Below are 12,582 nucleotides of genomic sequence, written 5' to 3' on the forward strand. Positions count from 1 at the left end.
ATCTCCACGGCCGCCGGCCTGATTGCCTATCTGATCGAACCGAAGGTGGTGGGGTACCTGATCAGCGGCCACCGGTCGGTGGAGGCCGCCCAGGCGGCCGCCCTGGAGAAAATGGGACTCAAACCGGTCATCGACCTGGACCTGCGTTTGGGAGAGGGTACCGGCGCGGCCCTGACCATCGACATGGTCGAGGCCGCCTGCCGGATCATGTGTGAGATGGCGACCTTTGACGAAGCCGGGGTTTCCAGACGCCAGTCCCCTTGAGAAGCCACCGGCGGTCAGGACGTTGTGTTGGTCTTGCCTTCTGGTTGCATGGGGCCCTTCCCCGAACCGGAAGATGCCGCATCAAAAACCGCCACGCGGTTGCGGCCGCCGTGCTTGGCGTTGTAAAGGGCCTTGTCGGCCTGCTGCATCAAGGTGGCGAGCGTCTCCTCCGAAGCGCGACCCCGATGCTGGTGGTAAACCGCACGGCACCCTGGGACGTCTCAACCGCGGCCGCCATGATACCGGCCCGCAACCGCTCCGCCGCGGCAACGGCTTTACCAAGATCGGTCTGGGGCATGGCGATGGCAAACTCCTCGCCGCCAAGTCTGCCGAGGATATCCGTGCCACGCATCACCCCCCGAGCCGTCTCGGCCACCGTTGACAAAACGTTGTCGCCCGTGTCATGGCCATACGTGTCGTTGATCCGCTTGAAGTGGTCAAGGTCGAACATGATAACGCTGAACGGCTGCCGGTAGCGAAGCGCCTGCCGGTGCTGGGCCTCGGCCCGTTCCATGTAATGGCGGCGGTTGAACAATCCGGTCAGGGAATCCGTGGTGGCGAGGCGCGTGAGTTTCTGCTCGGCCTCCTTGCGGGTGGTGATATCGCGCACGCTGCCGACAGCATACCATCGTCCTTCCAGTTGAAATGGCGCCACGGCACGCTCGACGGGAAAAACCGCTCCTGTTTTGCGGACCGCCACCATTTCCGTAACACTGCTGACCACCGGTCCCATTCCGGTTTTGGCAAAATGCCGCATGCCGATTCGGGCCTTCCCGGCATCTTCCGGGACCGCCAGCATCTGATGCAGATCCTTCCCCAGGGCTTCGGCCTCCGTATATCCGAACATCGCCTCGGCAGCCGGATTCCAAAAGGTGATCCGGCTATTGTCATCGATCATGATCAATGCGTCATGACTGGCCTGGCTCATGCTTTTCAGCCGTTTTTCGCTTTCGATCAATTTGCGTTTGCCGTGGTAACGGGCGATCGTGGTCAGCAGGGCCAAAACGGCAATGGCCAGGACGGAAAGGTGAATCGTCCACCGGTAGGGTGTCACCACGATCCAACCGGATGTGGGGATGGCCGCGATCTGCCATGTCCCCATCCCGGAAGCGAGCACGACCATCATGGTCACCGCCCGGGTCTTTTTCTCAAAAAGCGACTTCCCGCCCCAGAAGATCTCGCCCTTTTCGCCTCTTCCATCCTTGCCGCGAATGGCGACCTGCAAGGTACGGGACGCCGGTTCAAGGCCGACCGTTCGAAGCAGTCCCTCAAAATCGATCACCGCCGATACCAGGCCCCAGAACGCACCCGTATCGGTCAATATCACCGGGACCCGGACCACCAAGTCATAGCCCCCCTGAACCAAATTCAAGGGGCCCGCGAGAATCGGATGCCCGGATTCCTTCACCGCCAGGGCCGCCTGCCACTGATCGGGAACTGACCGGTAATTCATTCCAAGGACGGACGCGTTGCCTTTCAGTGGGTAGACGTATCGGATAATGAAATCAGGCGCGACGGCGATATGCCGCAAGGAGGGGCTTTTGCTCTCCAATTCCCGACTCAAGCGATCGAAACGGTTCGCGGAAATATCGGTATCAACGGCGATATGCGCGGCCATGCCAAAGACAAGATACAAATCGTTGTTTAATTGTCCCTCGATACGCGCCCGTAAAGCGGCGAGTTCGAGTGTCACCCCATTTTCCTGCTGAGTGCGATGCTTATCGGTGAAAAAGTGCATGAGCGCCAAGTCAACCGCGATCCCCAAGGCCGCGATAAGGACAGCGATCCAGCCTGTCTTGCGGGCCAACCGAAGGGCTGCGGCCATGATTTTTGTTGAAGGCATGGTTTTCCCTTAATTCATTGGGATAATCAAAAGCCATTCGACGCCAGACAATGATCATACGATCGACCGGACACGCACGTCAACGGAGAAGCAAATACCCAAAGATCGGCATGCGCCATATGCCCGCATAGGTTAACAACCTACAACCCATCAGTCATTTTCTTAATCCATTTTCAGGTCCGATCCGATTGTCGCCAACCGGCGTTTGAGATAGGGTCGTTCCTGGAAGGAATCAAACAGGTCGTCAGTCGTTGTGCTTCGTTTTTTCGCACCACCCATCTTCAAAAAAATTGACCTTGGCGATTTATGCGCTGCCCGTGGCCGGGTAGACAACGATAGCAGACAAATGCTTTTCCCCCTCTAACCCTTTTCTACCAAGGAGTATTGCGATGTCGAATGAACACACCTTTGTTACTCCCGGACCGGCAGGGCTTGGCGCTTTGGCAGTGGCTTGTTTTGGATTCGGCGCGGTATTCACCGGCAAGGTGTCGCTTGGCGGTTTCCCGCTTCTGGCCGCCTGGTTGGTTGGCGGCGGCGTGGTGCAATACACCGTTGCCGTCATGGAGCTCAAGGATCACAACATGACCGGCGGCAATGTCTTCCTTTTCTTTGCCGCGTTCTTCATGTTCGGAGCGGCGCTTTCGGTTCTGTCGAAATACCTCATGCTGTCAGGTGTCGTCGGCAGCGTCAAGCCGGAATCCATGGTCGAAGGCTTCTGCTGGATGGCCGGCGCCTCCTTTCTGACCGCCGTCACACCGGCCTATCTGAAAAGCCCCCTGCCCCTTTTCGTTCTGGTGCTCTTGCTCGATGTCGTTTTGTGGTTGATCGTCGGTCTGGACATGGGCATTCTCGAAGCCACCCTGAAACCGCTGGTGGGCTATCTGCTCTATGCTTCCGGCTGGGTGGGCATCTACCTGGTGGCCGCCATGGTCAATAACCATGTCTTCGGCCGCATGGTGCTGCCGACCTTCGGCTCGATCGTCAAATAATCGCCAATTCAATCGTTTTTTAAACGGGCGCGGCGGACACGCCATCCACGCTGAACGCCGCGCCCGTCGCGCATCACCCCGCAGCCTCCCCGCCCTGAACATCCTTTCATTTGTCTCCATCCACGTTTTCCGGGATGATATCGCAAGATCGCACCTATCTGCCTGGCTTTTCATGGGGCTTTGCGGTAGAAGTCACCGGTCGGGCCTTCATGCGGCCTGGCGTGTTGCGTAACCCATACCGTTGTTGGGAGATGGAGAAGTGAAAATCTGTTTTGCCGGATCGATCCCCATCCCGATCCATCACCGGCTGCACGAGAAATGGATCCGATGACCACCCCATTGGAATTGCTCGCCCCGGCCAAGACGGCCGCCATCGGCATGGCCGCCATCGACATGGCGCCGATGCAGTCTATATCGGCGCCCGATTCAGCGCCCGGGCGGAGGCCGGAAGCCAAGCGGCGGATATCGCCCGGCTGATCCGTCACGCGCATCTTTATTCCGCCAAGGTCTACGTGGCCCTGAACACGATCCTCACCGATGCCGAAATCCCCCTGGCGCGTGATATCATCCAGGCGGTCTTCGACATGGGCGCGGATGGCCTGATCATTCAGGATGTGGGGCTGCTGGAGCTGGACCTGCCGCCCATCCCGCTGATCGCCAGCACTCAGATGCACAACGCCACGGCTGAAAAGGTCCGATTTCTCGAAGCGGTGGGCTTCAGCCGGGTGATCCTGGCCAGGGAACTCGCCCTAACGGAGATCGGGGAGATCCGCCGGCAAACCAAGGTGGAATTGGAAACTTTTGTCCATGGCGCCCTGTGCGTGGCCTACAGCGGGCAATGCTACATGAGTCAGGCCGTCACCCAAAGAAGCGGCAACCGTGGGGTCTGCGCCCAGCCCTGCCGCAGCCGCTACACCCTGACCGACGGTTCCGGCAGAACAGTGGTGGACCGACGGTTTTTGCTTTCGCTCAAGGATCTGAACCTCTCCGGGTGCATTGCCGATCTGGTGGCGGCCGGGATCACCTCCTTCAAAATCGAGGGACGGCTGAAGGAGATCGACTACGTGAAGAATGTGGTTGCCGCCTACCGGACGGCCATCGACCGCTTTATCGCGGCCAACCCGTCGTTCGGCCGGCCCTCTTCCGGTGACGTGACGTACAACTTCACGCCGGATCTGGACCGCACTTTCAACCGCGGTTATACGTCTTATTTCATTAACGGACGCGATGAGAAGATCGCCTCCCTGGACACCCAAAAGGCCACCGGACAGCCGGTGGGCACCGTTACCGCCGTGGGCCAGGATTTCTTTCGCATGCGCGGCGCGTCCTTGAAAACGGGGACGGGTTGTGCTTCTTCACCCAGGCGAAAACCCTGGTCGGCTTTCGGGTCGAGCGGGTCCTGGAGCAGCGCATCTACCCCAACGCCATGAAGGGACTCAGGGTCGGCACGCGCCTCTTCCGCAATCACGACCACGCCTTTTCACGGGTCTTGAAGAAGGCTTCGGCCCAGCGGAAAATTTCCATTACCATCGATTTCAAGCAGGACGCGGACGGGATTTGCCTGACCGTGGTGGATGAAGACGCCCACCGCAGCCAATTCAAGCAGCACTTGGCCTTCGATCCGGCCAAGCACCCGGATCGCATGGGCGAGCAGATCGTCACCCAACTGTCCCGCACCGGCGATACGCCCTACACGGTCACCCGGGTGACCGTTGAGCCGGCAGCGCCCGGGTTCATTCCCATCGGCACCTTGAACGCCATGCGGCGCGAGGCCCTTGACCAGCATACCCGGGCCCGGCTGCAGGCCCTCCCGGTCTGGACCGCCGCCCCAGCGACCAACGCGGTCCCCTATCCGGAAAAGGAATTGACCTTCACGGCCAATATCCTCAACGCGCACGCCCGGGCGTTCTACCGGCGTCACGGGGTCCGGCGCATGGAACCGGCCTTCGAGACCCTTGCCGATCCTGCCGGAAAAACCGTGATGACCACCCGTTACTGCATCCGGCACCAATTGGACGCCTGCCTCAAAACATCGGGGAAGGACAACCCCCTGCCGGAGCCGCTGCAAATCGACGACGGCCGCCATCGCTATCGCCTGGAATTCGACTGCCAGCGCTGCCGCATGCACGTCGTTTTCAATGGACGCGTCCGAAAACCCGGCCGGCGTCACGGCCGCGACTAAACCCGCCCAAAAGGAATACTCAATTTTCGCATACGGCTGCGCAGCGTGTTGGGATTGATGTCCAGCAATTCGGCAGCCCCGCCCGGACCGTAGATTTTGCCCTTGGTCATCCGCAGTACCCGCCGGATATGCTCCGCCATGGCCAAATCCAGAGCCAGTACCGCGGGATCCGGGTCATCCGGCGACGAAAGCGGCGGGGCGGGCTCGAATCCGCTCAGGGATTCGATTTCCGACAGCCCATTTGCATCGCGCCCCTGGCTGCGAATGAGGGTTCGCTCCACCAGATTCTCCAGTTCCCTGACGTTGCCCGGCCAGGGATAGGCCTGAAGCCGCTGGATGGCCGTGGCCGTGACCTGTGGCAGGTGGTGGATGCCCAGTTCCCGGGCTTTTTTCTGCAGAAAATGGTGAAAAAGCGTGGGGATGTCCGCCTTGCGGTGCCGCAAGGGCGGAATGGTAATGGGAAAGATGTTCAGCCGGAACCACAAATCCTCGCGAAACTGTCGGGTCTTGATCATCGCTTCGAGGTTTTGATGGGTGGCCGTGATGATGCGCACATCCACCGGGATGGGGCGTGATCCGCCCACGCGGTTGACCTCCTTGGTTTGCAAAACCCTGAGCAGGCGCACCTGGGCCTGCAGGGGAAGCTCCCCGATTTCATCCAGGAAAAGGCTGCCCGCATGGGCCCTTTCGAAATAGCCGCGTTTGAGGGCAACGGCACCGGTAAAGGCGCCCTTTTCATGACCGAACAGCTCGCTGTCAAACAGGGTTTCCGGAATCGCGCCGCAATTCACCTTGATGAAGGGTCCGTTTTGGCGCGGCGAGGAATAGTGGATTACGTTGGCGATCACCTCCTTGCCCACACCGGTCTCCCCCAGGAGCATGGCCGGGCTGTCCAGCGGCGCCACCTGACGCACCATCTCCATCACCCCCTTCAATCCCGTGTCGGCCCCCATGACGTCATCCGTCGAACGATGGAAAAGCGCCCGGTTCAGTTCCCGGTTTTCCGCATCCAGCATGTCCTTGAGCTTGACCATTTCCATGTAGCGGACCGCATTGGACACGGCGATATCAAAAGGCTTGCGCAGAAGGCCGAGAAGCTCGGCGTGGGACCGGCGATAGCCGTTTTTCTCCTCGGCAATCACCGTCAGCGCGCCCAGGCGCTTGTCTTCGATGACCAGCCGCATGACCAGAAGGGAGATATTGGCCTTTCCGGTTTGCTGATAAACGGTCCGGGAAACCGCATCATGTTCCGGGCTGTCGACGATTTTCACCTCCTGCCACTTGGCGAATTCACCCTCAATCTGGATGATCGCCTCCTTGGGCAGGGCGATCGGCGGCAGTGGCGGGACGCTTCCCCGGCGGGATACGGTGGCCAGGTTGAACAGCCGGCCGGTCTCTTCCTCGTACAGGTAAAGGGACATCCAGGACACCGGCATGAAGGCTTCGATAAACCGCAGACAGCGCTGCATGGCTTTTCCGATATCCAGGCTGCTGCACAGGTGAAGCGTGGCCTGACGGAAAAATTCGTTTTCATTCACGGACATGCGTGTGTCTCCCGAGCGCCTCGATCGGTTTCAGAGCCCATCCAACATATCATGATATATGGTGAATTTCACGATATTAAACAAACATAGTCGTTATATTTGATGAATGTTCGCATACACATAAATAAATATTTGATTTAACTACACTATCAAAATGGCATGGAAATAGCTACATCCCCTGGCAAATGACAGAATAAAGCGCTGATCTTTCCTGTTTTGATTGCATGCCCCTTCGTTCACCAGCAACCATGGAGCCATTGATATGCCACTGAACCGAAAAACCGCCTTCATCAATCTGACCACCCATGAAGTCGATATCCAGGACGTCCCCCTGGATCTGAGAAAACATTTTTTCGGCGGCCGGGGGTTGAACATGTACTACCTGACCCATCTGGCGCCCCGGGGCATCGATCCCTTCGACGCCGACAGCCCGCTGATCTTCGGCGCCGGCCTGCTGACCGGGGTGCTGGGCGGGCGGATGAACGTCTCCGGCAAATCCCCCGAAAGCGGTTATCTCGGCGACTCCAACGTGGGCGGCTATTTCGGCGCGGAACTGGCCGGCACCGGCTTCAGCCATCTGGTGATCACCGGGAAAAGTCCCACGCCGGTCTATCTGTATATCGAAAACGAGAACATCGCCTTTGTCAACGCCGCCCATTTGTGGGGCAAGCAAACCGGCGAGACCCAGGCCATGATCCGGGAAGAACTTCGCGACGACCGGGTTCAGACCATGTGCATCGGCCCGGCCGGGGAAAACCGGGTCCGTTTCGCCTGCCTGATCACCGGTCCCAAAAACGCCGCCGGCCGAACCGGCCTGGGCGCCCTGATGGGCTCCAAACGGCTCAAGGCGGTCACCGTGCGCGGCAACACGCCCTTTTCCATCCATGATCCCAGAGGCTATATCGATCTTCTGCGGGAAACCAACACCAAGTCCACCAGCAGCGCCTGGGGCAAGGCCCTGGGCACGTATGGCACGCCGATCCTCTTTAAAAATGCCAACAGCCGGGGATGGACCAGCTATCGCTACCACCAGAAAACCACCGTGGGCGACCAAGCATGGATCTATATGCCGAAAACTTCAAAGCCAAGATGGGCAAGGGCTCGAACTCCTGCTTCGGCTGCCCCGTCCATTGCCGCCATCGTTTTGAAATCAAGGAGGGACGGTTCAAGGGCACCAAGGGGGAAGGCCCCGAATATGCCAGTATTGCATCCATGGGACCGACCCTGGGCAACCTGGATCTATCCTCGGTGGTCTATCTGTCCGAGTTGTGCAACCAGTATGGTGTCGATACCATCTCCGGCGGCAACTACCTGGGATTCGCCTTCACCTTGTATGAAAAAGGCATCATCACCCAGGACGATGTGGGATATGCCCTCACCTGGGGCGACCATAACGCCATCGAACGGCTGCTCACCGACACGGTTTATCGAAACGGTTATGGCGATGTCGTGGCCGAGGGCAGCTTCGCCTTGAACCGGCTTCCCGCCGAAGCTCGCAAGCACCTGTTGACCATCAAGAACGTCTCCATCGAAATGACCGACGAGCGGGCGGCCAAGCGCTGGCCTTCGGGCTGGCCGTGGCCACCCGGGGAACCTGCCACATGCGCAGCCGGCCCTCCGCCGATGTGGTCAACTATCCCAGAGACCTGCTCAACAAGTTCTACGGCGGCGATGTGGGCAAGGACTTCAAGGATTACACCGGCAAGGCCCGCATGGTGTGGTGGCACGAATTGTTCAATGCGGTGACCGACTCGGTGGGCATCTGCCGCCTGGCCGGCGTTTTCAGCAGCATCAACGCCATCGGCTACGTCGATATCTGCAAGCTGCTGCAAAAGATCCTGGGCTTGGAGATGACCGATCAGGACCTGTACGCACTAGGGGAGAGGATCTATACCACGGAAAGACTGTTCATCAACCGGGAAGGTATCTCGCGCAAGGATGACTACCTGCCGAATCTGTACTACGACCAACCGATTCCCGACGGCCCCACCCGGGGAGAGCACATCGACAGGGAAAAATTCGAGACGCTGTTGGATGACTACTACCAGCTCCACGGCTGGGATGAAATCGGCATTCCCACCCAGGCGACCCTCGGTCGGTTGAACCTGGATGCATTCGTCTGCGAGGAGGTGTCCCAATGCGCGTAAAAATCGACAAAACCAAATGCACGGGCTGCCTGATCTGTGAAGTCACCTGCTCGTTGGTCCATTCCGGCCAGGTACAGCGGGAGGCGTCGGCCATCCGCGTGAAACTGGGGCATCTGGACTACGAACGCCATCAGCCGGTGGTCTGCCGGCAGTGCAAGAAAATGAGCTGCTTGAAATCAGAGGGCATGGAAACGAACGCGGATTTGAGGCAAGCCTTTTTCTGGTCAAACGCGCATCAACGCCAAGTGGATTGCGCCTTTGGCGCCCTGTTTGCCCACGGCGACCAACTGGTTCACTGCAACCTGTGCGGCGGGGATCCCGAATGCGTCAAAAGCTGCCCGACCGGCGCCTTGGGCCTGGCCGCCTGAACGAAAAGCCTCTCTACCACACCGAAGAAGAAATAAAAAAACCTGGGCCGCCGGCGAGGGGTCTCCGCCACCTGCAGTCGGCCCAGGAAAGGACAATCGAAAGGACGATAATTTACGAATCGATCATTTCTTGATCGACATCAACTCCACCTCAAACACCAAGGTCGCATTGGGGCCGATGGCATCGCCGGCACCGCGTTCGCCGTAAGCCAGGTCGGCCGGGATAAAGAGCTCCCACTTGGAACCTTCCTTCATCAACTGCAACGCCTCGGTCCAGCCGGGAATCACGCCTTTCACCGGAAAGTCGCCGGCTTCCCGCGTTTGTAGGAACTGTCAAACTCCTTGCCATCAATCAGCGTGCCCCGATAGTTGACCGTCACCGTATCGTCTTTTCCCGGGGAGTTTCCCTTGCCCTTGGTGATAATCTTGTACTGCAAGCCGCTGGGCAGGGTGACGACGCCTTTTTTCTTGGCATTTGCCGCCAGAAAGGCTTTGCCTTCCTTGGCATTCTTCTCGCCGACGGCCTTCATTTCGGCTTCTCGGGCCGCCATGAGTTCTTTCTGGAAGTCCATCAAAACGGTGCGGGATTCCTCCTCGGTCAGCAGCATCTTGCCGCCGGCCATGGCATCCTTGAGCCCTGCGGCAACCATTTCCGGCGTGAGATCGAGTTTCTGCCGAGACAAATCCTGGGCGATCCGCGCGCCGATGGCATAGCTGACCTTGTCCTTGGTGCTTTTCAGCTCGACCTTGTTTTCCGCCGCCATGCCAAGCCCGGCCATCAGAGCGACCGCCAGAACGGCACCGACAAATTGCTTCATTTCTGTTTCCTTTCTTCGGGTAAATGGGTTGCGTTGCTGTTTAGGACTTCGCAACGCATTGGGTATGGTCAACATTGTCAACCCAATGACTGTGCCTGTTGAATGCATAACTGTCAAGGCGATTTAAATTCTTGACAATACCGACAAGGGGCTTTTTTCTTCCATGGCTTTCCGGCTGAGGCCGAAAACGCCTATTTCTCTCCATTCAATTCGTTAAATAAAGATCTGAACTGTTCGGCCAGCTTATGATTGGGCGCATAATTGACCACAGGGATGGCATGTTGGTGGGATTCGCGGATGATCACCGAATGCGACAACCGGGTTTGTAGAATGGGCAATCCTTCTTCGGCAAGCTCCGCAACCAATGTTCTGGGCAAGTTGGCGCGCTCCTGAAAGTGATTGACGACGATACCCTCGACATCCAGGTTGCGGTTGTGGTCCTGCTGGACTTCACGAACGCGATTGAGGAGTTGATACAGCGCACGTCGCGAAAAATCGTCACAATCAAAGGGAATCAGACAACGGTCAGCGGCTATGAGCGCCGAAAGGGTATAGAAATTGAAGGCGGGGGGAGTATCGATATAGACGGCATCATATGCGTCCAATTGATCCAGGACATCTTTCAGTTTTCCGATTTTATATCGCGATTCCAGGCGCGACATCATCTCGCCGAGCATTTCATGGGCAGGCAAGAGGGACAGCTGGTCTATGGGCGTGGCATGCACGTAGGCGCCGACTTCTTTGGGGAACCAGGTAAAACTGAGGGTCTCTTGGTAATAATCCGCCAATGTCAGCTCCAGCGCATCCGCTTGATCGCCGAGTAGATATTGCGTGGAGTTCGCCTGGGGATCCAAATCGACCAAAAGGGTCCTCTGCCCGGCGGCAGCACTAAGCGCCGCCAAATTACAGGCAATGGTCGTCTTACCAACACCGCCTTTCTGGTTGAAAACTACCCTGCGCATAGGCCCTTTCCAACGTGTTTGATGAAATCAGTGTCAGATTATTGGAAGATACGGAATGGTAATATTTCATTATCGCAAAACAGGCTAAGATACAAGGCGTTTGCAAAACCGTTCGCGATCCATCGGCACGCAGCCGTTGACCATTTTCAACAGCCCCACGGCAACCCTGTTCTGCATCCACAGATACGACACTGATGAAAAAGCACCTTGACAATGGTCTGCCGACATTTACCATACGGTATCCAAGCATTTGTTTCTGCTTAAAAATGCACGTTTGATCAAAACGGATCGAGAAAAACTGGACTGCCGGCTGGCCGTTCAGTCCGATGAGGAACACTGCCATGGCTGATTCACGGACCCGAAATCTCTCCTTCCTTGATCGGTTCCTGACGCTCTGGATCTTTCTGGCGATGTTTGCCGGTGTTATCGGCGGGTTTCTATTCCCCGGCGTCCGAAAGGTGGTTGACCATTTTCAGGTGGGGACCACCAACATCCCCATTGCCATCGGGCTGATCCTGATGATGTACCCACCGCTGGCCAAGGTGAAATACGAACAGCTGCCACGGGTGTTCCGCAACACCAAGGTGCTGGTCCTTTCCTTGATTCAAAACTGGGTCATCGGACCGATATTGATGTTCCTGTTGGCCATGGCCTTTCTTTCCGGTCACCACGCGTACATGTCCGGTTTGATTCTAATTGGACTGGCCCGTTGCATCGCCATGGTGATCGTCTGGAACGATTTGGCAGCCGGAGACCGTGAATACTGCGCGGGGCTGGTGGCATTCAATTCCATTTTCCAGGTCCTGTTTTTTCGGTCTACGCCTATGTGTTCATCACGGTACTGCCAGGGTGGTTTGGCCTGCAGGGGCTGGTCGTCAATATCTCCATGGCGCAAATTGCCGAGAGCGTTTTTATCTACCTGGGCATCCCCTTCATCGGTGGCATGGCATCGCGCTTTATCGGTCTGCGGTTTAAAGGCAGGCAGTGGTACGAAGAGACATTCATCCCCAAAATCAGCCCCATCACATTGATCGCACTGCTGTTCACCATCTTGGTGATGTTCTCCCTCAAAGGCGAACACATCGTGCACGTTCCCCTGGACGTATTGCGCATCGCCATTCCCCTTTGCATCTATTTTGTGGTGATGTTTTTCGTTTCCTTTTATCTGTCGATGAACGTCGGGGCCACCTATGAGCAGTCCGCCACGTTGAGCTTCACTGCCGCCTCCAATAATTTTGAACTCGCCATCGCCGTAGCCGTGGCCGTGTTCGGCATCGACTCCGGCCAGGCGTTCGCGGCGGTGATCGGTCCGCTGGTCGAGGTGCCGGTGCTGATCAGCCTGGTGAATGCCGCCTTCTGGTTCAAACGAAAGTATTTTCCCCATGCCGTCAATACGGTGACCGGTGTCTGCCATGTCCGCCACCGTCCGGAGGGGTTGAACAAGCCCACCTGATGCGGGTTGATG

At 57.7% G+C, this 12,582-nt stretch carries 11 protein-coding genes and 3 pseudogenes; 8 read left to right on the forward strand and 6 right to left on the reverse strand.

Going from position 1 to position 12,582, the window contains the following annotated elements; all coding sequences use genetic code 11:
- Positions 1–264: nicotinate-nucleotide--dimethylbenzimidazole phosphoribosyltransferase (locus JCM12296_RS02260; protein WP_172683733.1), on the forward strand; the 264-nt coding region annotated here is incomplete at its 5' end.
- Between the two features lie 14 nt (positions 265–278).
- On the opposite strand, the gene JCM12296_RS41225 is transcribed toward JCM12296_RS02260, so the two are convergent.
- The gene (locus tag JCM12296_RS41225) at positions 279–416 is read right to left on the reverse strand and encodes a GGDEF domain-containing protein (protein ID WP_157067311.1); all 138 of its coding nucleotides are present in this window, start codon (positions 414–416) and stop codon (positions 279–281) included.
- Positions 413–2,107, reverse strand: a complete 1,695-nt coding sequence (locus tag JCM12296_RS02265; protein ID WP_054689352.1) for a diguanylate cyclase — start codon at positions 2,105–2,107, stop codon at positions 413–415. The genes JCM12296_RS41225 and JCM12296_RS02265 overlap by 4 nt, the downstream gene beginning before the upstream one ends.
- Positions 2,108–2,496: 389 nt before the next feature.
- On the opposite strand from JCM12296_RS02265, the gene JCM12296_RS02270 reads away from it, so the two are divergent.
- The 3 genes from JCM12296_RS02270 to JCM12296_RS02280 all read left to right on the forward strand — a co-directional run bounded on the left by JCM12296_RS02270 (position 2,497) and on the right by JCM12296_RS02280 (position 5,278).
- Entirely contained in the window at positions 2,497–3,096 is a 600-nt protein-coding gene (locus tag JCM12296_RS02270; RefSeq protein WP_054689354.1) for a GPR1/FUN34/YaaH family transporter, read from the forward strand.
- Positions 3,097–3,368: 272 nt separating this feature from the next.
- Positions 3,369–4,526, forward strand: coding sequence for a peptidase U32 family protein (locus JCM12296_RS02275; protein ID WP_054689355.1), 1,158 nt, complete (start codon positions 3,369–3,371; stop codon positions 4,524–4,526).
- Positions 4,442–5,278, forward strand: coding sequence for a DUF3656 domain-containing protein (locus tag JCM12296_RS02280; RefSeq protein ID WP_054689357.1), 837 nt, complete (start codon positions 4,442–4,444; stop codon positions 5,276–5,278). The genes JCM12296_RS02275 and JCM12296_RS02280 overlap by 85 nt, the downstream gene beginning before the upstream one ends.
- On the opposite strand, the gene JCM12296_RS02285 is transcribed toward JCM12296_RS02280, so the two are convergent.
- The gene (locus JCM12296_RS02285) at positions 5,275–6,822 is read right to left on the reverse strand and encodes a sigma-54 interaction domain-containing protein (RefSeq protein WP_054689359.1); all 1,548 of its coding nucleotides are present in this window, start codon (positions 6,820–6,822) and stop codon (positions 5,275–5,277) included. The genes JCM12296_RS02280 and JCM12296_RS02285 overlap by 4 nt on opposite strands.
- 262 nt (positions 6,823–7,084) lie before the next feature.
- Between JCM12296_RS02285 and JCM12296_RS43250 the strand changes: the two are divergent.
- From JCM12296_RS43250 to JCM12296_RS02300, 3 genes and pseudogenes are all read left to right on the forward strand, one after another.
- Positions 7,085–7,675 (forward strand): annotated as a pseudogene (locus JCM12296_RS43250) (aldehyde ferredoxin oxidoreductase N-terminal domain-containing protein); the annotation flags it as partial.
- A 203-nt stretch (positions 7,676–7,878) separates the two neighbouring features.
- A pseudogene (locus JCM12296_RS43255) lies at positions 7,879–8,969 on the forward strand (aldehyde ferredoxin oxidoreductase C-terminal domain-containing protein).
- Positions 8,960–9,337, forward strand: coding sequence for a 4Fe-4S dicluster domain-containing protein (locus tag JCM12296_RS02300; RefSeq protein WP_054689364.1), 378 nt, complete (start codon positions 8,960–8,962; stop codon positions 9,335–9,337). Before JCM12296_RS43255 ends, JCM12296_RS02300 begins: the two are co-directional and overlap by 10 nt.
- A 123-nt stretch (positions 9,338–9,460) precedes the next feature.
- Here the strand turns inward: JCM12296_RS02300 and JCM12296_RS46960 are convergent, their stop codons facing one another.
- From JCM12296_RS46960 to JCM12296_RS02310, 3 genes are all read right to left on the reverse strand, one after another.
- The gene (locus tag JCM12296_RS46960) at positions 9,461–9,634 is read right to left on the reverse strand and encodes an FKBP-type peptidyl-prolyl cis-trans isomerase (protein ID WP_281491905.1); all 174 of its coding nucleotides are present in this window, start codon (positions 9,632–9,634) and stop codon (positions 9,461–9,463) included.
- Positions 9,631–10,155 (reverse strand): FKBP-type peptidyl-prolyl cis-trans isomerase N-terminal domain-containing protein, encoded by a 525-nt coding sequence (locus tag JCM12296_RS02305; RefSeq protein ID WP_281491906.1) that lies wholly within the window; start codon positions 10,153–10,155, stop codon positions 9,631–9,633. Before JCM12296_RS02305 ends, JCM12296_RS46960 begins: the two co-directional genes overlap by 4 nt.
- A 191-nt stretch (positions 10,156–10,346) precedes the next feature.
- The gene (locus JCM12296_RS02310) at positions 10,347–11,117 is read right to left on the reverse strand and encodes a ParA family protein (RefSeq protein WP_054689365.1); all 771 of its coding nucleotides are present in this window, start codon (positions 11,115–11,117) and stop codon (positions 10,347–10,349) included.
- 521 nt (positions 11,118–11,638) lie between these two features.
- Between JCM12296_RS02310 and arsB the strand changes: the two are divergent.
- A pseudogene (gene arsB / locus JCM12296_RS02315) lies at positions 11,639–12,570 on the forward strand (ACR3 family arsenite efflux transporter).
- The last annotated feature ends 12 nt before the right edge of the window (positions 12,571–12,582 follow it).

The organism is Desulfosarcina cetonica JCM 12296, assembly GCF_001311845.1.
Classification (GTDB): Bacteria; Desulfobacterota; Desulfobacteria; order Desulfobacterales; family Desulfosarcinaceae; genus Desulfosarcina; species Desulfosarcina cetonica.

Bases quoted from the DNA above. Each gene is read 5' to 3' on its own strand.
- JCM12296_RS02265 (WP_054689352.1), bottom strand. From the start codon at position 2,107: ATGCCTTCAACAAAAATCATGGCCGCAGCCCTTCGGTTGGCCCGCAAG.
- JCM12296_RS02305 (WP_281491906.1), bottom strand. From the start codon at position 10,155: ATGAAGCAATTTGTCGGTGCCGTTCTGGCGGTCGCTCTGATGGCCGGG.
- JCM12296_RS02310 (WP_054689365.1), bottom strand. From the start codon at position 11,117: ATGCGCAGGGTAGTTTTCAACCAGAAAGGCGGTGTTGGTAAGACGACC.
- JCM12296_RS02300 (WP_054689364.1), top strand. From the start codon at position 8,960: ATGCGCGTAAAAATCGACAAAACCAAATGCACGGGCTGCCTGATCTGT.
- JCM12296_RS02270 (WP_054689354.1), top strand. From the start codon at position 2,497: ATGTCGAATGAACACACCTTTGTTACTCCCGGACCGGCAGGGCTTGGC.
- JCM12296_RS02285 (WP_054689359.1), bottom strand. From the start codon at position 6,822: ATGTCCGTGAATGAAAACGAATTTTTCCGTCAGGCCACGCTTCACCTG.